18 protein-coding genes and 1 pseudogene are annotated in these 18,867 nt (G+C 68.3%); 10 read left to right on the forward strand and 9 right to left on the reverse strand.

Going from position 1 to position 18,867, the window contains the following annotated elements:
* Positions 1 to 971: 971 nt before the first annotated feature.
* The 3 genes from ACQPZP_RS40970 to ACQPZP_RS40980 form a co-directional block, all read right to left on the reverse strand.
* Positions 972 to 2,231 (reverse strand): ABC transporter permease, encoded by a 1,260-nt coding sequence (locus ACQPZP_RS40970; protein ID WP_433474986.1) that lies wholly within the window; start codon positions 2,229 to 2,231, stop codon positions 972 to 974.
* Positions 2,228 to 2,956 (reverse strand): ABC transporter ATP-binding protein, encoded by a 729-nt coding sequence (locus tag ACQPZP_RS40975; protein ID WP_433474987.1) that lies wholly within the window; start codon positions 2,954 to 2,956, stop codon positions 2,228 to 2,230. Before ACQPZP_RS40975 ends, ACQPZP_RS40970 begins: the two co-directional genes overlap by 4 nt.
* A gap of 485 nt (positions 2,957 to 3,441) precedes the next feature.
* Positions 3,442 to 4,626: an efflux RND transporter periplasmic adaptor subunit gene (locus tag ACQPZP_RS40980; RefSeq protein WP_433474988.1), complete on the reverse strand. Its 1,185-nt coding sequence runs from the start codon at positions 4,624 to 4,626 to the stop codon at positions 3,442 to 3,444.
* A 92-nt stretch (positions 4,627 to 4,718) separates the two neighbouring features.
* On the opposite strand from ACQPZP_RS40980, the gene ACQPZP_RS40985 reads away from it, so the two are divergent.
* Complete coding sequence (locus ACQPZP_RS40985; protein WP_433464965.1) at positions 4,719 to 5,453, forward strand: DUF427 domain-containing protein; 735 nt, start codon at positions 4,719 to 4,721, stop codon at positions 5,451 to 5,453.
* A 93-nt stretch (positions 5,454 to 5,546) separates the two neighbouring features.
* Positions 5,547 to 6,158 (forward strand): hypothetical protein, encoded by a 612-nt coding sequence (locus ACQPZP_RS40990; protein WP_433474989.1) that lies wholly within the window; start codon positions 5,547 to 5,549, stop codon positions 6,156 to 6,158.
* Between the two features lie 26 nt (positions 6,159 to 6,184).
* Here the strand turns inward: ACQPZP_RS40990 and ACQPZP_RS40995 are convergent, their stop codons facing one another.
* Both ACQPZP_RS40995 and ACQPZP_RS41000 read right to left on the reverse strand, forming a co-directional pair.
* Positions 6,185 to 6,988: an aminotransferase class IV family protein gene (locus tag ACQPZP_RS40995; RefSeq protein WP_433474990.1), complete on the reverse strand. Its 804-nt coding sequence runs from the start codon at positions 6,986 to 6,988 to the stop codon at positions 6,185 to 6,187.
* A 168-nt stretch (positions 6,989 to 7,156) separates the two neighbouring features.
* Positions 7,157 to 7,993, reverse strand: coding sequence for a GNAT family N-acetyltransferase (locus ACQPZP_RS41000; protein ID WP_433474991.1), 837 nt, complete (start codon positions 7,991 to 7,993; stop codon positions 7,157 to 7,159).
* 72 nt (positions 7,994 to 8,065) lie between these two features.
* Here ACQPZP_RS41000 and ACQPZP_RS41005 point away from each other — a divergent pair, with 72 nt between their 5' ends.
* The 3 genes from ACQPZP_RS41005 (at position 8,066) to ACQPZP_RS41015 (ending at position 11,026) form a co-directional block, all read left to right on the forward strand.
* Positions 8,066 to 8,227: a hypothetical protein gene (locus ACQPZP_RS41005; RefSeq protein WP_433474992.1), complete on the forward strand. Its 162-nt coding sequence runs from the start codon at positions 8,066 to 8,068 to the stop codon at positions 8,225 to 8,227.
* Between the two features lie 8 nt (positions 8,228 to 8,235).
* Positions 8,236 to 9,627 (forward strand): MFS transporter, encoded by a 1,392-nt coding sequence (locus tag ACQPZP_RS41010; RefSeq protein ID WP_433474993.1) that lies wholly within the window; start codon positions 8,236 to 8,238, stop codon positions 9,625 to 9,627.
* A gap of 364 nt (positions 9,628 to 9,991) precedes the next feature.
* On the forward strand, positions 9,992 to 11,026 hold the full coding sequence (locus ACQPZP_RS41015; RefSeq protein ID WP_433474994.1) for a hypothetical protein: 1,035 nt from the start codon (positions 9,992 to 9,994) through the stop codon (positions 11,024 to 11,026).
* 107 nt (positions 11,027 to 11,133) lie between these two features.
* Here the strand turns inward: ACQPZP_RS41015 and ACQPZP_RS41020 are convergent, their stop codons facing one another.
* The 3 genes from ACQPZP_RS41020 to ACQPZP_RS41030 all read right to left on the reverse strand — a co-directional run bounded on the left by ACQPZP_RS41020 (position 11,134) and on the right by ACQPZP_RS41030 (position 13,708).
* Positions 11,134 to 12,198, reverse strand: a complete 1,065-nt coding sequence (locus ACQPZP_RS41020; RefSeq protein ID WP_433474995.1) for an acetamidase/formamidase family protein — start codon at positions 12,196 to 12,198, stop codon at positions 11,134 to 11,136.
* 170 nt (positions 12,199 to 12,368) lie between these two features.
* Complete coding sequence (locus tag ACQPZP_RS41025) at positions 12,369 to 12,617, reverse strand: DUF4387 family protein (protein WP_433479761.1); 249 nt, start codon at positions 12,615 to 12,617, stop codon at positions 12,369 to 12,371.
* Complete coding sequence (locus ACQPZP_RS41030; RefSeq protein ID WP_433474996.1) at positions 12,566 to 13,708, reverse strand: FAD-dependent monooxygenase; 1,143 nt, start codon at positions 13,706 to 13,708, stop codon at positions 12,566 to 12,568. The genes ACQPZP_RS41025 and ACQPZP_RS41030 overlap by 52 nt, the downstream gene beginning before the upstream one ends.
* A gap of 97 nt (positions 13,709 to 13,805) precedes the next feature.
* On the opposite strand from ACQPZP_RS41030, the gene ACQPZP_RS41035 reads away from it, so the two are divergent.
* The 4 genes from ACQPZP_RS41035 (at position 13,806) to ACQPZP_RS41050 (ending at position 17,756) form a co-directional block, all read left to right on the forward strand.
* Positions 13,806 to 14,423: a TetR/AcrR family transcriptional regulator gene (locus tag ACQPZP_RS41035; RefSeq protein ID WP_433474997.1), complete on the forward strand. Its 618-nt coding sequence runs from the start codon at positions 13,806 to 13,808 to the stop codon at positions 14,421 to 14,423.
* 254 nt (positions 14,424 to 14,677) lie between these two features.
* Positions 14,678 to 15,223, forward strand: coding sequence for an RNA polymerase sigma factor (locus ACQPZP_RS41040; protein WP_433474998.1), 546 nt, complete (start codon positions 14,678 to 14,680; stop codon positions 15,221 to 15,223).
* Entirely contained in the window at positions 15,223 to 15,792 is a 570-nt protein-coding gene (locus tag ACQPZP_RS41045; protein WP_433474999.1) for a hypothetical protein, read from the forward strand. The genes ACQPZP_RS41040 and ACQPZP_RS41045 overlap by 1 nt, the downstream gene beginning before the upstream one ends.
* A 326-nt stretch (positions 15,793 to 16,118) precedes the next feature.
* A complete protein-coding gene (locus ACQPZP_RS41050; RefSeq protein ID WP_433475000.1) occupies positions 16,119 to 17,756 on the forward strand; it encodes a recombinase family protein in 1,638 nt (545 codons plus the stop codon).
* Positions 17,757 to 17,884: 128 nt separating this feature from the next.
* Here the strand turns inward: ACQPZP_RS41050 and ACQPZP_RS41055 are convergent, their stop codons facing one another.
* Positions 17,885 to 18,208: a hypothetical protein gene (locus ACQPZP_RS41055; protein ID WP_433475001.1), complete on the reverse strand. Its 324-nt coding sequence runs from the start codon at positions 18,206 to 18,208 to the stop codon at positions 17,885 to 17,887.
* Positions 18,209 to 18,680: 472 nt separating this feature from the next.
* Between ACQPZP_RS41055 and ACQPZP_RS41060 the strand changes: the two are divergent.
* A pseudogene (locus ACQPZP_RS41060) lies at positions 18,681 to 18,794 on the forward strand (IS630 family transposase); the annotation flags it as partial.
* Between the last annotated feature and the right edge of the window lie 73 nt (positions 18,795 to 18,867).

The raw sequence follows: 18,867 nt of genomic DNA on the forward strand, positions 1-18,867 counted from the left end.
GCCCCCGGCGAACACAGCGCTCCCAGCGAGCGCTGCGCTCCCGGCGTTGCCTGCGCTCCCGCAGTGCTCTGCGCTCCGGGCAGGCTCTGCGCTCCGGGCAGGCTCTGAGCTCCCGGCGTGGTCTGCGCTCCCGGCGTGGCTACTCGGCCTGTGAGGGACGGACCAGCGGGTTCGAGTTGCTCGTCTGGGGCGGCCGATCCACGCCCCCTGAAACGCTTGCTCACACCGGCCTCATCATCAGGCGGAGTTGGAAAGGGTTCCGTGCGGGCGTTCGATGCCAGAGCGTGCCCCGCGGGTTGGCGGCGGTCGCCCCGCCCACGGCGAGGTCGATCGCGGATGGCTGCTGTCCGTCCATCACAAGACCCGCGAGGACAACGGCCCGTCGGCCTGGAACGGCTGAGGTGTCGCGGGGAGCGCCATCGAGCGGGCTGCCGGCAAACGCCTCAGAGGTGGTCCGGTGACGGGGTTCAGCCGACGTTCGGACGTCGGGCGAAGTCTCGTAGTACTCAACGGGAACCGCAGCGGTTCGCTCGGCGGCAGTTGGGACGGCGGTACCCGGGGCGGTCGACCTGCCCGTGGCCAGGTCGACCGCGGATGGCTGCCGTCCGTCCATCACAAGATCCCTGAGGAGAGCGGTCCGCGGGCTTAGGACGGCCGTAGCGTCGCGGGGCGCGTCATCGGGTGGGTTCTCGACGAGGGCCTCAGGGGTGGTCCGGCGACGGGGCTCACCCGACACCGGAGTGTCGGGCGGAGTCTCGTGGTACTCAACGGCGGTTGGACCCGCGGCGGTTCGCTCGGCGGCGGTTCGCTCGGCGGCGGTTCGCTCGGCGGCGGTTCGCTCGGCGGCGGTTGGATCGGCGGCGGTTGGATCGGCGGCGGTTCGCTCGGCGGTGGTTGGGGTGGGGGCGTTTGTGTTGAGGGTGGTGGTTCCGGGTGGGGGTGGTGGGAGGGGCATGGTGGTCCTTTGTGGGTCAGTCGTGGCGGAGTGCTTCGATGGGGCGGAGCTTGGCGGCGCGGTTGGCGGGGTAGCTGCCGAAGAACAGGCCGATCGCCACCGAGACGCCGAGGGCCAGGACGATCGACGACGGCACCAGGACGGGTTTGACGCCGACGATGGTGAAGAGGCTGCCGACCACGCCGGCGAGGACGCCGAGCAGGCCGCCGATGAGGCTGAGGACGGTGGCCTCCGCGATGAACTGGCCGAGGATCGCGCCGCGTGGCGCGCCGATGGCCTTGCGGATGCCGATCTCGCGGGTCCGTTCGGTGACGGTGACCAGCATGATGTTGGTGATGCCGATGCCGCCGACGAGGAGGCTGATGGCGGCGACGGCGCCGAGCAGGACGGTGAAGGTCCGGCTCGACTCACTGACCGCCGACTGGACGCTCGCCTGGCTGGACACAGTGAAGTCCGCGGCGCCCGAAGAATCGGTGTCGTGCCGTTGGCCGAGGATCTCGGTGATCTCGGCCTGGGCCGTGTCGACGGCGTCGCTGTCCTTCGCCTGGACGATGATCTGGTCCAGCGCGCCGTAGCCGGTGAGGGTCTCCTGGACGGCGGCGAGTGGCGCGACGGCGATGCTGTCCGGATCGGAGAAGGTGGACGAGGACGAGCCGGTCGCCTTGAGGACGCCCGCGACCGTGAACCGTATCCCGCCGACGTCGATCTTCTTGCCGATCGGGTTCACGCGTCCGAACAGGTCGGACGCCACCGTGCTGCCGATCACGACCGTCTTGCGCGCGGCGGTCGCGTCGGCGTCGGTGAACGCGGTGCCGGACGCGACCGTCTTGTTCGCGGCGGCGAAGTAGGACGGGGTCGTCCCGACGAACTGGTTGATGGTGGCGCTCGTCCCCTCGTAGCCGGCGGTGACCGATTGGCTGGTCACGACCGGTGAGGCGCTCTTGACGGACGTCGCGGCCGTGAGGGCCTCGGCGTCCTGCGCCGTGAGGTCGCGGGCCTGGGTTCGGGGGCCGAAGTCGGTCCCGCTCTGCGCCGGTCCGCCGGGGAAGCCGCCGAAGCCGCGGCCGCCGCCCGTCGTCGACGGGGTGACGGTCAGCGAGTCGGCGCCGAGGCGCTGGATGCTCTTCTTGATCTGCTCGGACGAGCCGTTGCCGACCGCGACGAGCAGGATCACCGCGCCGACGCCGATCAGGATGCCGAGCGTGGTGAGGGAGCTGCGCAGCTTGTTGGCCGACAGTCCGCGCAGGGCGAACCGCAGGATTTCGAAAGGGCTCACCGAGCGCCCTCCGTCGTCCAGGACACGGTGGGCGGCGGTGCGGCGACGGGTGCGCGCCGGACGTCCTCGACGACGCGGCCGTCCACGAGCCGGACGATCCGCTTGGCGTGCGCGGCGACGTCGTCCTCGTGGGTGATCACGACGATGGTGCGGCCGGCGAGGCTGAGCCGGTCGAAGACGCCGAGGACGTCGGCAGTGGAGCCGCTGTCGAGGGCACCGGTCGGCTCGTCGGCGAGGAGCAGCGTCGGCGCGGTGACCAGGGCGCGGGCGACGGCGACGCGCTGCTGCTGGCCGCCGGAGAGCTCGTTCGGCTCGTGCCGGGTGCGATCGGCGAGACCGACCTCGCGGAGTGCGGCCAGGGCGCGGCGCCGGCGCTCGGCGCCCTTGATCCCGCCGTAGGCGAGCGGCAGTTCGACGTTGGCCTGCGCGGTCATCCTCGGGATGAGGTTGAACGACTGGAAGATGAATCCGATGCGCCGGTTGCGCAGGATCGAGAGGTTCCGCTCGTCCAGGCCGACGACGTCGATGCCGTCGAGGAGGTAGCGGCCGCCGCTCGGCACGTCCAGGCAGCCGATGATGTTCATCAGCGTCGACTTTCCGGAGCCGGACGCGCCCATGATCGCCACGTAGTCGCCGCGTTCCACCGTCAGCGAGACGCCTTGCAGGGCATGGACGGCCGTGTCACCCGTCCCGTACACCTTGGTCACATCGCGCACGTCGAGCACCAATGGCGGACCCGCCGGCCGGCGCCCCCGCGAAACGCGCGTCGCCGGATACCCGGCACCACGATGATCCGGCCCCGCGCTCGGCATCCCCGACGAAACCGGCCTCCTTCCCGTCTCCGCAGGTGAAGCCGGCCCCTTGCCGGATTCCCCTGATGAAGCCGGCACTCCGCTCGGCATCCCCGGCGAAGACTCGGCCCCGCCCGGTTGCCCGGACCAAGCCGAGTCGCCGCCCGCTCCCCTGGACCAAGCCGAGTCGCCGCGCGCTTCCCCGGGCCAAGTCGGCGTCCCGCCGGACATCACCGACGGAGCGCCTGCCTCGTCGGGTCGCCCGGACGAATCGGGTGGCTCGCTCGGCGAAGGCGGGGATCTGTCGGGATCGGTCGGCCAAGTGCGGGCTCTGTCGGATCGGCCCGGCCAAGCCTCGGCCCTGCCGGACCCCGCTGGCGGAGTCGGGGCCTGGGATCGGAGAAAGGGCTCGGGCGCGTTCATCGGCGGCCTCCGCCGGCCGGTGCCCCGCCGCCCGGGGCTCCGCCGCCGGGGCCGCCCCCGAGACCGCCGCCTCCGCCCGGGATGCCCTGGCGGCCGTTGGTCCCCGTCGTCCCGGAGCCGGTGGTGGAGGTCACCGCGACCTGGTCGCCCTCATTCAGGCCCGACTTGATCTCAGTGCCCTGGTCGCCTTTTACGCCGGTCACGACCGTGGTGGGGATCTGTTGACCGTTCCGGACGACGGTAACCGTGCTCTGCCCGCCGGCCGTCTTCACAGCGGCGCTCGGCACGTAGAGGACGTTCTCCGCCCTCGCGACCGTGATCTCGACCGTGGCGGTCTGTCCAAGCCGGACACCGGACGGGACGTCGCTCAGCGAGATCGTTGCGGGGAACTTCACGACGTTGTCGGTGGTCGTCGGCGACAGCCCCACCGCGGTGATCTTGCCGGTGGCGGTCTTGCCGGTCAGCGCGTCGAACGAGATCGTCGCGGACTGGCCGGTCTTCAGCTTGGTGGTGTCCGCCTCGGTGAAGTCGCCCTCGATCTGGAGATGCGCGGTGTCGGCCAGCTCGACGAAACCCGATCCCGAAGAGGACGAGGAGGTGGAGGACGACGAGCCCCCGGCTCCCGCCCCGGCCCCCGAACCCGCCCCCGAGGAAGAGGACGAGGACGTAGAAGAGGACGACGAGCCGCTGGAACTACCGCCCACCGTCCCGTTGACGGCGGTCACCGTCCCGGCGAACGGCGCCTTCAGGACCGTCCCCTGATACGCGCGCAAAGCGGAGTTGTAGGAGTTCTGCGCCTGGACGTAGCTGGCGTAACCCTTGTCGGACGAGGTGTCCCCCTCGGCGGCGACGGCCAGGTTCGCCTTCGCGGCGTTCACGTTCTCGATCGCCTCGGTCTGGTCGAGGCGGGCGAGGACGTCGCCCGCCGCCACCTTCTGGCCCGCCTTGATGTAGATCTTGGCGACCGTCCCCGAGGCGCCGAACGACAGGGAACGGCTCCGGGCGCTTTCCACCGAGCCGGACGCCGACACCGACGAGACCACCGTCCCGCGCGAGACGGACGAGAGCCTGGTGGACGCGACGGCGTCGCCGCCTCCGTCGCCGAGGGTCAGATATGCGGTGCCGGCCCCGGCGACGAGCAGCGCGCCCAGCGCACCGTTGACCAGGAGAGTCCGATTCATGCGGATGAGGTTGTTGGGCGCGCATGTGCCTCTCGTGAGGCGAGTGTGAGAATTAAATGAAATAGGTCCTCCACGCGGTTGGTTGCCCAGGCATGGGCACATCGCGGAAGACCAGCCTCCGGATCGAGGAAAGCGGCAAGCGCGTCCGGACGTATCTCGGCGGCCGTCTCGTGGCCGACACCACACGGCCGTCGCTCGTCTGGGAGATCCCCTACTACCCGACCTACTACTTCCCCGAAGAGGACGTCCGGGCCGAACTCGTCGAGGACGGCCCCGGCAAGCGTTCGCCGAGCCGGGGCGAATCCACCGCCTACACGGTGAAGGTGGACGGGGCGCAGGCCCCCGGCGCGGCGCTCCGCCACACCGAACTTCCGGGGCTCGTCCGGCTTGACTGGAACGCGATGGACGCGTGGTTCGAGGAGGACGAGGAGGTCTTCGTCCACCCCCGTGATCCGCACACGCGCGTGGACGTCCTCGCGGCGTCCCGCCATGTCCGGGTCGAGGTGGACGGGGTGACGGTCGCGGAGTCGTCGAGCCCGCGCCTGCTGTTCGAGACGGGCCTGCCGGTCCGGTACTACCTGCCGAAGCCGCATGTCCGGATGGACCTGCTCGAACACACCGACAACGTGACCCACTGCCCGTACAAGGGCACCGCGGAGTACTGGTCGGTCCGCGCGGGCGGCGAACTCCACCCGGATCTGGCCTGGTCGTATCCGACTCCATTGGACGAGAGCCGCAAGGTCGCCGGTCTGGTCTGCTTCTACAGCGAGAAGGTCGACATCTTCGTCGACGGCGTCCTTCAGGAGCGGCCGAAGACGAAGTTCTGAGGTTAACGAGGACGAGCTTCCGGGACGCGCCCCGGCCCGCGACGGCGGCGCTGGAACGTTGTGAGCGGCTGAAGCGTCCCAACGGCTGTGATCTTGGCTGAGGAACCAGGCCGGGGCGGGCTGCCGGACGTCGGTCGGCTGGACGGGCTCTACCTGGACGAGGACGGCGGAATCGACTTCTCCGGCGCGCTCAAGCGTGATCTGCGCGCCCGGGCCGACGAGTTCTCCCATCTGCCCGTCGTCGACGACAACCGGCTCACCGTCGTCTGGCTGGCACGGCGGCTCCTTGCCGGATCAGCGAACGACGACGCGGCGCTGGTGCTCGCGCTCTACGTGATGACCCCGTTCGGTGAGGGCGAGCAACAGTGGATGGGGCCGGAGATCGTCACGCTGTGCCGCGAGGCGTTCGCTGCGATCGACGACGCTGCGCTGAACACGCCCTGCCCGCATGACGAATCCGGGCATCCCGGCGAACCGTCCTTCGAGCGCTGGCCGTCCGTCATCGAAGCCGTCGCATACGGCGAGGACGGCTGGGATGAGCTGGACGACTGGCTGGAGGACCGCGCCTTCGCCGAGGAGGACGGCGAGGACATGGAGGAGTACGACCTGGACAACCCTCGCCCGACGGTCGCGGGCTGGGACTGCCCCAAGCACCTTGCGGAACTCGCGGCGAACGCCCTGCGGCGGTTGGCCCCGCGAGCCTGACCCGCAGCGGGCAGGGCTCACGCCCGTCAGAACTCGGTGAGCGGTTCGGCCTGGTAGGCCTGGTGAAGCAGTTCCAGGAAGCGCGGTGCTTCGGGTATGGGCGCGGAGCCGATCCGGTGAACGGCGACACCCGGCGTCCAGGAGTTCATGACCACTGCACCGGCCAGCGCCGGCAGGTCGGCGGCTGTGATCTCTTGGACGCGCTGGGGGACGCCCGAGCGGTCCAGTTGCCGGCGGACGATGCCCATCGTGGTCCCGACCAGCATCTCCGCGTCGGGCCACACCACGGCGTCGCCGTCCCAGAAGGCCAGGTTCCAGATCGTTCCCTCGCTCAGCCGGCCCCGGCGGTCGACGAAGGCGGCGTCGTCGAAGCCGTCCCGGTCGGCCCGACGTAGGTAATAGGTCTTGGCCACCTCACCGACGTGCTTCACCGCAGGCAGGACCCGTTCGTACTCGACCGTCGCCAGCGCCAGCGGTCCCGACGGGCCGGACGCGGGCGGCCCGCTGCGGACCAGGACGTCGGGCTCCCGATCACTCCCGCCCGTCGTGAACTCCCCGGGCGGCGAGTACATGGTTGCCGTCAGGGAGACGTCTGCCGGCCCCGCCTCTAGCGCCGCCCGCAAACAGGACCGCACCCGATCATCGGGTACCGCCCGGCCGAACAGCTCCATCGAGGCGAACCTCAGCCGTTCCAGATGAAGGTCGAGGCCCCGGACCTGGCCTCCGCGCACCTGCATCGCGGTGAAGTGGGCATAGCCCGCGAAGGCAAGCGGCCCCAGTTCTTCGACGGTCGCCGCGCGGCCATTGCGTTGAACGACAAGAGAGGTCATGCGTGTCCCCCAGCAGATCGGAGTGATCGCTTACGGAACGACGTTAGGCATTCACATCGGTGAGAAGGTCAAGCGGGGACGGTGGCAGCTGATCGGGGAGTTGTCCCGGCGTACCAGGGTCAGCTCGCGGCTGCTGCGGTAGATGTGCCCGGCCGGGAGGCCGCCATCTCAGCCGAGGGCCTGGGCCACGGGGAGGTAGAGCCGGGACGGGTCGTTCTCGATCGCGTCACCGTATTCCATGATCGTGGTGGTGAAGGCGGGGCTGAGGCCGTGCCGCTCGGACCAGGCGATCAGTTCCGGGTGACGGTGATCGATGTCCAGGCGGATCGGGCCGTGCGGGACGACCTCGTCCACGAGGGTGAGGGCGGTCTCGGTGTCCCGGGCGATGACGGGACCGATCACGGCCCGTCCGTCGTTCCACCACGCGCCCCCGAACCCCGCTATGCCGGTCTCGTCCCGGACGACGCGGAATGTCGCGCAGAACGACGGCAGACCCTCGACCAGCCGCGCACGCTCGGCGCCGAAGACCTCGGTGTCGAGCGCGTGGACCGCAGCCATATCCGTAGTCTCAACCGGCACGGACACGCTTCGCTCGGACGTCTCCTCAGCCGTCCCCATATAGGTCGTGCACAACCCCACGGAGCGGAATCCCAGACGCTCGTACAGCGGGCGCCCGTACTCGGTCGCGGTCAGGCAGAGGCTTGACGTGCCGGCGTTGTCCATCACGTAGCGCATGATGCGGCCGCCCAGACCACGGCGTTCGAAGCGTTTGGCGACCAGCACCATGCTGATGGCCGCGACGTCCTTGCCGTATGGGGTCGACACCACTGTCGCGGCGAGTTCACCGTTCCCGTCATCGATGCCGTAGACATCGCCGACCGAGAATAGGAAACGCCACTTGTGGTCTTCGCGTCCCCACTCGCGGTCTTCAGCCAGGCGCTGGCAGGCGGCCAGGTCGTCGATTCCAAGCAGCCTTACAGGCCCGTCCGGCACCGGTGAACTCATGCCACGGGACGCTAGATAGCCCCGGCGAACCGAACAACCGAATTACGCGAGTTACATGATCCGCTCGACTGCATGGACGATGCGCGCATCGGCAAGCCCGGCATCGCGGGGATGCCGGGCCGCCGTGCGGGATCAGGACTGCGGGCGTGCGGCCAAACCACCCTGCATTACCCCTCACGTCATCGCCTTGACGACCCCTCCGGCGCGATCGTCGAGACGTACACGACGACCTGAGGAGAAACATGTCGCACACGGCGACTCCGGAAGTGAGGCGGCAGGAGGCGGCGCCCGCGCACGGCGCGTCGACCGCCAGCCTGCTCGTCCTGCTCACCGGCATCTTCATCACGACGCTCGACTTCTTCATCGTGAACGTGGCGATCCCCGACATCCAGGCGGATCTCCATGCCGGCGCGACCGCGATCCAGTGGGTGGTCGCCGGCTTCGGGCTGGCGCTCGGCGGCGGGCTGATCACCGGCGGGCGGCTCGGTGACCTGTTCGGGCGCCGCCGGATGTACGCGCTCGGCCTCGCCCTGTTCACCGCCGCGTCGCTCGCGTGCGGGCTCGCCCCGTCCCCCGGCGCGCTGATCGCCTCAAGGGCGGTGCAGGGGGTCGCCGCCGCGCTGCTGATGCCGCAGGTCCTCGGCATCATCAACGGCGTCTACACCGGCGAGCGCCGCGCCCGCGCGTTCACCGCCTACGGCCTGGCGCTCGGTCTGGGGGGCGTGTTCGGGCAGCTCATCGGGGGCGCGCTGATCCAGGCCGACCTGTTCGGCACCGGCTGGCGCAGCATCTTCCTGATCAACGTCCCGGTTGGCGTGGTCACGCTGGCGCTGATCCGCAGGACCGTCCCGTCCCAGCCTCGCACCTCGGACACCCGGCTGGACGCCGCCGGAACCGTCCTGGTCACGCTCGGCCTCATCGCGCTCGTCCTGCCGCTGATCGAGGGGCGCCGCCTCGGCTGGCCGGTCTGGACGTGGGCGTCGCTCGCGGCATCGGCCGTCCTGCTGACCGTGTTCGCCCTGTCGCAGCGCCGTGGCGAGGCTCCGCTCGTCGCCCCCTCACTGTTCCGCGAGGCCGCGTTCCGCGTCGGCAGCGGCCTGGCGCTCGTCTACACCCTGGCGCTGGCGTCCTTCTTCCTCTACCTCGCCCTGTATCTCCAGCAGGGACGCGGCCTCAGCGCCCTGGAATCGGGCCTGCTGTTCGTCGCCCTCGGCGCCGGCTACTTCGCCGCATCCACCCGCGCAACGGCCGTCGCCGCCCGCCTCGGACGGCAGGTCCTGGCCCTGGGCGCCGCCGTGCAAGCGGCCGGGTGCCTGCTGCTGCTCGCCGCGATCGGGCACCCCATCGGCTGGCTCATCCCGGGCCTGGCGCTAGCGGGAGCGGGTATGGGCTTCGTCCTGGCGCCGCTCTCCGCGATCGTCCTGTCGGGCGTGACGGACCGCCACGCCGCATCGGCCGCCGGAGTCCTGTCGACCGCGCAGCAGGTGGGCAACGCCCTCGGCGTGGCCCTGGTCGGCATCGTGTTCTACGGAGCCCTGGGCAGCGTCGCGGACGCCTTCAGGACGTCCCTCCTGCCGGTCATGGCCTTCTGCGCCGTCACCGCGGCCCTGGCCCAGTTCCTCCCGAAGCGCTAAATGCATTCGCCCGGTCACCGCCTGGACGGCTCAGTCCACCGAAGGCGCTGAGCACGTCGACGATCGGCTGGAAGAAGGACGACCCGCCGCTGCTGCAATCGCCGACGCCGCCGATCGCGATCCCGACCGCGGTGCCGCCGGCGAAGTAGGGCGCCCCCGGGGAGTCTCCGGGTTCGGTGCAGATGTTCGTGCTCGCCAGGCCGGTGATGGGGCCGCTGCGGCAGACCCGCTGCCCGACCACCTGCCTGCCCGCGGCGGTGATGTCCTGCAGATGGCACGCGCCAAACCGTCGTTTACAGCGCGCTCACGAGCACTTACTCTTGCGGGGCCCTCGGTGCCGGCCCCCCGTTCTAGAGGTGACCTCGTGCAGGAACGCTCTATCCATCTCGTCGGCAGCTATCCGGCCGAAACCGTGCGCGAGGCGATGACCGCCACCGTCCAGAAGACCGGCCAGCACCTGAAAACGCTGGCGGACGGTGAGGTGGGCGAGCGGCGCAACTGGGTCGTCCACATCATCGAGGCCTTCAGAAACCGTCCCGACGTCGTCCTCCGCAAGGACGGCCACTGGTCGGGATACGACGACGCACCGGTATTCAAGATGAAGAGGGGGCACCGACTCACCGCCGACTCCCTCGACCTCGGCCATGTCAGGGACGCCGAGGAGAGCTACGCCGTTTTCAAAGAGATCCGCACCGAACACGGGCTGGACGGCCTGTCCTTCCAGGTCGGCATCCCGGGCGACCTCGATCTCGCCCTCTTCACCTTCGGACCCGCCGGCGCCTTCACCCGCCGCGCACCGTTCAGGCAGGCGCTCATCCGGGAGATCAACGAGATCGCCGAGCAGTGCGGGAACGACGTGCTCTTCCAGCTCGAGTTCCCGGTGGAACTGGTCATGGTGACCACGGCCCCCGCGCCGCTGCGCGGACTGGTGGCGCGGCTCCTCGCGCGCGGCATGACCCGGCTGGCCGCCGCGGCGCCGCCCGGCACCCGGTTCGGCGTCCACCTGTGCGTCGGCGACCTCAACCACAAGGCGCTGAAGCGCATGAAGTCCACCGCGCCCCTGGTCGCCCTGACCGAGGCACTTCTTCGAGCGTGGCCGGAGGGCCGAGTCCTGGAATACGTGCACGTCCCGCTGGCCGCCGGTGACGAGCCGCCGGTGCCGGAGCCCGGCTTCTACCGAGATCTCGGGCGGCTCGCCCGAATGCCGCAGGACGTCCGCCTCATCGCCGGCCTGGTGCACGAGGAGCAGGGCCTGGACGAGCAGCGGCAGGTACTGCGCACGGTCGAGACCGCTCTCGGCCGCACCGTCGACGTGTCCCCGGCATGCGGTTTGGGCCGACGAACCCCAGAAGCCGCCGAACGCGCCCTGACCCGCGCGGTCGCTCTCACCGAGCAGTAGACGGGCGACCGTAGAAAGAGAAGCGTCCCGGCATCGGGCGGCTCGATGCCGCCTTTCCGCCGGGACGCCTTGTACTACAGACCCACGGAGCTAGAGCTCAGTGGACCTCAGGCAGGCGAGTGGAGTCCGCCACCCACCACGGGAACGCCGGCCCCGCCCACCAGAGGACGCAGCCGGTCCTTGTGGACCTCGGCGACGACGACCTTGTTGCCGTTCACCGCCTCGGCGACCTTGAAGTCGACCAGAATGCTGGAGAACCCGTAGGCCTTCACATCACTCATCGCCATGACGTTGACGAGGTAGTCGACGACCTCCCGGTTGGCGATCTTCATGGCCTTGTAGAGATCCGCGTGGATCCCCATGAACCAGACGTGCTCCTCGTTTTCCGCGCGCGGAAACGTCAGGACGCCACCCTTGCGCACGATGAGCTGTACGGTCACCGCCATCGAGTGCTCGATGGCGGTCTGGTTGACCTCGCCGTGACCCTGCGCGCCGTGGGTGTCGCCCGTGTAGAACATGCCTCCCGGCTGGAAGACCGGCAGGTACAGCGTCGAACCCGCGACGAGATCACGAAAGTCCATGTTGCCGCCCCACCTGTCAGGTGGGTTGGCGGACACGGCACCGACCCGGGAGGGCGGCGCGACCGCCATGATCCCCGCGAACGGTCTGAAGGGAATCTCGATGCCGCCCACGAAGGGGTAGAAGCGCCGATCGGGATCGAGCTGGAACAGACGGCGAGTTCGCCTGTCCAGCAGATCGTCAAGGACCCCGCAGCCCGGGCCGGTGCTGTTCACGCCGTATGGAACGCGCGGCGAGACATCCAGGATGCGGATCTGCAGCACGTCACCCGGTTCAGCGCCCTCGACGCCGATCGGCCCGGTGAGGATGTGGCCACTGGATCCCTTCGGGCGCGGCACCTCCGCCATTTCCATCAGCTCGGGCAGCACCTGGCCGGCGGGCACACCCAGTGCCTCGAAGCAGGCGACCGGACCTTCGGGGGCGGTTGCCCCGACCCAGCTGAGGGTGTTGATGGTGACGCACGCGCCGGACTTCACGGTCAGTACGGCTTCCGGGTCGGGGGTGAAGAGACCCCAGCCCGCGGTCTCTGGACTGGTCTCCAGTACGACTGGCTTCGCCAGCCCGTCTCGGAGCCTGTCGGGCATCTCACTCATGCCAGACCTCTCTTTCTCTAGTTTTAGGCCTTTGGCCTTGCCGCCTTGTGCGGCCTTGCAGCGAAGACAGTCCGTCCCCCCTCGCCCCTTTCAAGTCCGGACCACCAGTGCCGCCCGGCCGCATGCGGAAACTGGGGAACCGCCCGCTGTCTACGGCTCTGCCTGACCGCTCATGGGGGTACGAGCGATGCCAAAGGGACGTGGTGCTGGCCCGCGTGGACATCCCGATCACGCGGGCTGCCCTGGGCCATCGGACGGGGAGGCGAGATCTTCACGACGTTGAGGGCGGGGACATGGAAGATCTGGATGCCGGCCGGGTCGAGTCCATACAGCCGCGCGACGAGATCCTCTCTGGGACTGGGGCGGGTCAGAATGTGCGAGCCACGGGCAGTTGCCCCGGGTCGTGGTCGTATAGCCAGCCGGTGGCCTTCTCGTAGAAGCGGTTGAAGAAGAACGGCATCATGATTTCGCGGAGCCGGGCAGCCACCGGCCCCGCCGTCTTGGCGTCCCGGTTGGCGGCCGCCGTCTTGGCCAGCTTTCCCGTGCGGTCGTGACGTATCCGGTCGAACGCGGCCAAGGCCGCGGGGACGCCGTCCGCCGCCGCCAGTTCACGGGCGAGTGCGACGGCGTCCTCGATCGCGATCGAAGCGCCCTGCCCGGCGCCGACCGGGTGGGCCGCGTCGCCGACCAGTACCGTGCAGCCGTCGTGACGGCGTGCCACCGGGGGGAGCACGTGCAACAGAGTCGCGGCGTTCACCGCCGAGGAAGCGCGGAGCACGGCGAGCGGCGTCTGCTCGGTACGAAACGTCTCGGTCAGCTCCGTCAGGCCGACGGCGGCCGGGTCCGGCGGCGGGTCCGCAGCGGCGACCTGAGCCGACCACCAGACGGTGCCGTCCGGAGCGGGCAGGTAGATGAAGGCCCCTCGGCGCGCGAAGACCATGTTGAATCCCTGCGGCCGAACTCCGGGCAGACGTACGGGCCCGTCGGTGACGCCGGAGACCGAGTACAGGCCCGCGTAGCGTGGCTCGAGCGCCTTGGGGTTCAGCGTCCGGCGGACGGCCGACCAGATGCCGTCCGCTCCGACGACCAGATCGGCGCCGGCGGTCAGCGGATCGTGTGAGTCACCGGTGGTGATCCTCGTGCCGACCGCGATCCGGGCACCGGCTCGCATCGCCTCCTCCCGAAGCGCACCGACCAGGTCGGCGCGCATCAGTGTCACGCTGTGCAGCCGATCGTCGGCCCGTCGTCCGCGGGGTACGTCGCCCAGCGGCCTGTCTCTCCCGGACCACATGCGCTGCCTGTCCACCGGGAAGCCCGCCCGCTGAACCGCCTCCATGCACCCGAGCGCCTCCAGGGCGCGCAGCCCGTTGACGGACAGGCTGACGAACGACCCGACCGGACCGGCGGGGTCCTCGTAGGCCTCGTAGAGCGTGACCTCAGCGCCGATCCGTGCCAGCGCGATCGCGCTCGCCGACCCGGCGACCCCGCCGCCCACCACCGCTACCCGCATGGACAGAGCCTCCTGAATTCTCGTTCACTGAATCTATATTCGGTGAAAACGCCTTCAGTATGCTTGCGCGTCGATGACGACGTCAAGGGGAGGCCCCATGGGAGTACGAAAGGCCAAGGCGGAGGAGACCGCGGCGGCGCTGAAAGAGGCCGCCCGGCGGCAGTTCGTGGAGCGCGGCTACCTCAACACGAAGATCACGGACATCACCGCTGCGGCCGGCCGGGCCACGGGGTCCTTCTACGACCACTTCGCGAGCAAGGAGGACCTGCTCCAGGCCCTGCTCGCCGACCTGCACGGCCATGCGCACGACCGGCTCGCCGGAGAGGATCACCCGCCGCACGACCTGACGGACCGGGACCAGCTCCGCGAGCATCTGGCGGTGGCCTGGCACCTGATGCGCGGCAACCGGCCCATCATGATCGCCCTGTTCGAGCAGGCGATGGCCGCCGGTCCCGGTGCGGGCGAGCTCTGGCGGCGCCTGATCGAGGACACCCGGGTGCTCCGCGAGCACCTGGAGCACCTACGGGAGACGGGGCACTCGCTCCCCGGCGACCCGGAACTGGTCGCCGCGGCGATGGGCGGGCTGCTGTCGATGCTCGCCTACGCACTGTTGGACGACGACCCGGAGTCAGGTCGCTCCGACGACGAGGTGATCGACACCCTCACCCGGCTCCTGCTGCACGGCCTCGCGGGTCCGGGCTCCGCACCGGCATGACCGCAAGACGGCACGGCGTCGAGCAGGGAGTGTCCCTGCCTTGACGCACCGGCCGGGATCGACGCGCACCACAACGCGCAGGTCGGGTGGCGGCGGTCGCCGCCAGGCCGCCAGGCACTGGTGGAATCAGCGCAGTATGTAATACCTGCCCGGCTTTTGACCAAGAAGGGGAAACACCGGCGAGCAGGAGGTGGAGAGCATTGTCGGATGCCCCCTCACAAGGTCCCTCACAAGACGGGGATCTCCGGCGGGTCATGCGGGACCCGGCGGCCTTCGAGGACTTCTACCGGAAACACGCGGCGACGGTCAGCCGGTTCGTGGCACGGCGGATGAGCGATCCGCACACCGTGGACGACCTGACCACCGACGTGTTCCTCGCCGCCATCGACGGCGCCGGGAGCTACCGGCCCGAGCGAGGCAGCCAGGTGGCCTGGCTGTTCGGGATAGCCCGCAACGTGGTGGCGGCCGAGCAGCGCAGAGCGGCCCGGGAGGCGCACAAGAGCGGCCGCGCGGCGGGCCGCCGCGACCTGGACGCCGACGACATCGCCCGTCTGGAAGAACGCATCGACGCCGAGCGGGACGCCCGACACGTGCAATCGGCCATCGCCGCTCTGCCCGCGAAGCTGCGGGCGGTCGCCGAACTGGTGGACGTCGACGGGCTCCCGGTCGTCGAGGCCGCGGCCGCGCTTCGCATCCGCCTCGGCACCGCACGGGTCCGGCTGCATCGTGCCCACCGCCTGTTAAGAGACGCGCCTGAAACCCGTACCGAAGCCGTCACCAGCACGGGAGGAACGCCCTGATGACCAGCACCGAACCCTTGGCCGGCTTCGAGGAGCGGCGCCTCGCCGAGCTCAAGGAGCACATCGCCGCCCGCGCCGGAGCCAAGCGGGCCCACCGGGCCTGGACGCCGCGTCGCCGTCTCGCTATGGCCGCCGCCGCGACCGCGGGCGCCTGCGCCGCAACGGTGGTGATCTTCCAGGGCGGCGCCGAGCCCGCCTACGCCGTCGACAAGGACTCCCGAGGGGTCGTTTCCATCAGCGTCTCCGACTTCCGCGACGCCCCCGCCGTGAGCAAGCGGCTGCGCGAACTCGGTGTGCCGGCCATCGTCGACTACGTCCCTTTCAACACGGAGTGCAAAGATCCCCGCGGCGCTTATGTCGACGACGTCCCGGAGGGTCTTTACACCTATCTCCCCAAGGAGGGCCCTGGCTGGCGGATGCGCATCGACACCCGCCTGTTCAAACCCGGCCAGACCTTCGTCTGGACCATGACGGTACTCCCCGATGGAGGCAATGCCACCCAGACCCTTCTCATGCAAGGCCCCGTGGCCCCCTGCGTCCTCATCCCGAGCCCATGGCCGACCTGGTGACGAGTCAGGCGGGCTCGTAGGGCGGCAGGACGTTGCCGAACCTGCGGCTCTCCGTGGGCCGCAGGTTGATTATCAGGCCGGGCCATCGTCAGCGCTGGGACCGTAGTGGGCGTCGTGTTGTTGGCGGGGGGAGCAGACTGAGGCGGAGGGGCAGGAGCAGCGGCGGGAGCCCACCTTCACCGTCACCCTGTCGGCGGGGACGTTGTAGCCGATCACCTGCCCGTCCCCTTCCGGCGTACTGACCCGCGACCCCAACCGCGGCGCCTTCTCCTTGAACTCCATGTAGAGCGGGTGCTCGTTGTACCTCTGAAGTGCATACTGAATCTATGGCTTCGGAGGCGGACATGGCCAAGTCCCGCTGGTGGATCGCGCCGGACCTTGCGGAGGCGCTTGAACGCGGCGAGACCTTCGCAGACTGGCTTGCAGGACGCATCCCAGTGGCATCGTACGCACGCATCTCAGCGGACATCACGCGCGACGAGCACGGGGTAGAGGACCAGCACGCATCGAACGGACGTCACGCAGGCAACCTCGGACTCGCGATCGTCAAGTACTACGAGGACAACGACAAGACGGCAGCCAAGGACGAGGTGATCCGGGACGCCTTCGATCTCCTCGTCAAGGAGATCAACCGCCGCCGGACGAGCGAAGGCTTCCGCGTCCTCGGCGTCCTGTGCACCGAACGGGAACGGCTCTACCGCCGTCCGGGCGACTACGAGCGGATCATCAACGCCCTGACGGTCGACGATGACGGCCTCCTCGTCGAAGACGGGAAGCACTTCGACCTCTACGGGGACGGCGCAGAGATGATCGGCCTCGTCGGCGTCGCCCAGTCCATGAAAGAGATCCGCAAGATTCGCCAGCGGACGAAGCGCTCTCATGTCTCCCGCGCCCAACGCGGCAAGTTCACGGGTGGCCCGCGTAGGTTCGGCTGGCTGGGCGCAGACAAGAAGACCGAGCGTCCCGCGAACATGGAGAAGAACCCCGAAGAGTGGCCGATCCTGAAGCAGATGATCCGGGACGGGGTAGCCGGCAAGTCCTGGATGACCATTGCCAACGGCCTCAACAAGCGCGGCATCCTCACCTCGAAGGGCGGGAAGTGGAGTCAAACAAGCGTCCGCGCTCTGCTCACGAATCCGTTCATCTGCGGCTACCGCAAACTGAACGGTGACCTCGTTCGCGACGACGAGGGCAACATCAAGGTGGGAGAGTGGGACGCCCCAGCCACCCCAGCACAGTGGCGCGCCATGTGCGAACGCTCTCGCCAGTCGGGAGCCCAGAAAGGTCTAGCTGTGGATAGCCTGGACCACTCCCCCGGTGGGCCTTCGGACCGCAGCCGTGTTTACCTCTTCTCGGGCTTCCTTCGCTGCGGCAACACTCTCGAAGACGGCACCATGTGCAACGGGCGCATGGGCGGCACCCGCCGCAAGAACCGCGATGGAACCTACGGCTACCACTATCGCTGTGTCGCCGACGGCAAGGGCGCATGCGGCCGAATCTCCCGCAACGGCGCAGAGGTCGATCGCTACCTCAAAGAACTGGTTCTTCAGAAGCTTGAGAAGGAACTCAAGAACCGCACCCGACGGCAGTCGAGGCCATGGGACGGGGAAGCCGAACTAGAACGACTGGAGAAGAAAGTAGCCAACCTACGTCAGCAGTGGCGAGACGACGTCGTGACAGACGATTTCTTCTACGCCGAACTACCTCCGCTCGAAGGAAAGCTTCGAAAGTTGCGGACAGAACAGGAACGCCACACCCTCGCTGAGCAACAGAGCCAGTCGCTAACCGCGGACATCCGCGAGGAGTGGGAAGGCATGGACCTAGCACAGAAGCGCGCAGCCATCGGCCGCGTACTCCGAGCGGTCATCGTCTCCCCGCTAGAAGAGGGCGCATGGCGACGAGGCCCCTTCGACCCCACCAAACTCCGCCCCATCTGGCGCGAAAGAAGCGGCAATGTTCCGTAGCGGTTCACTCCATGTTAGTAGCGGAAGGACCGGAAGATTGTGACGACGAGCTTACGAACATCGAGATCCATCGCTACGTTAGGGCTTCCCTTCTCGTTCTGCTGAGCGGACGAGAAGGCCAAACTTCGTTAGGTAATGCGCTGTACGATACCTTCAGCAGATTTCTTTATCTTCGCGTACTCTTCTGATTTTGATTCATAATCGAGTTGTTGAGTAATCGATGAGAGCATTCCTTTTAGCAAGACCTCGATCGTCGCATGCTCCATCTCGTCGACGGTAAATGCGATTGTGTCTTGCTCGTGAATAATGCGTTGTATATTTGCCGCCTGAATTCTGGCCAGCAACGTTTTTATGACTTCCCCCCCGACGGGTAGCGCGGCTGAATGTGCCATGTTTAGAGCCGTTTCCATTACTAAGATTTCGTATTCATCTAGCGTGATTGCTTCAGTCATCCTATCCCCCACGGGAGATCTATCGACACCAGCCAACCCATAAAGCCTTTTCCTGAGATAGCATCGCAGGCGTCAGATTAATCTAAAAGATTGCACGCCACCGCGCTCGCCTACCAGCAGCGATCTCGCAGAGTCGATCACGGGAAAGATTCCTCGGCGCGCAAATAGTGGCCATTTTTGAGTTAAACTTCCATGGCTTCCCCGTCTTGCCATAGTTGTTTATGCTGGTGAAATTCAGTATACGCCACCCGCATGTCTCGTCAAGCGACGCTTGTCGACCTTCCTCGGGGTGGTGGGCGTTTCACGGCCGCCCTTTTTTCAACGATCTAATGTACCGTCAAAACTTGGTTATTATTCGGTACGCTGATGGGATGCCGAACCCCCCTCTTTTGATCCGGTGGTGTTGTCCCGTGAGGAAATGCCGGTTCTGATCGGGCGGGCACACCGGCCGGAGGGCCCCTCGCGGACGTTGGCCTTCGGCCTTCAGCCGCACACCGTGCAGACCTCGAAGCTGTCCGCTGACCCGTACTTCGCCTTCAAGGTCCGTGACGTGGTCGGCCTGTACCTGAGCCCGCCCGAGAACGCCCCTAGGTCAAGTGATCGCGTCGTCGAATCCGAGGATGCGGAGGATGTCTCGTGTCTGGCGTTCGCTGAGTTCC

The sequence above is a fragment of the Spirillospora sp. CA-142024 genome (assembly GCF_050942325.1).
Lineage (GTDB): Bacteria > Actinomycetota > Actinomycetes > Streptosporangiales > Streptosporangiaceae > Spirillospora.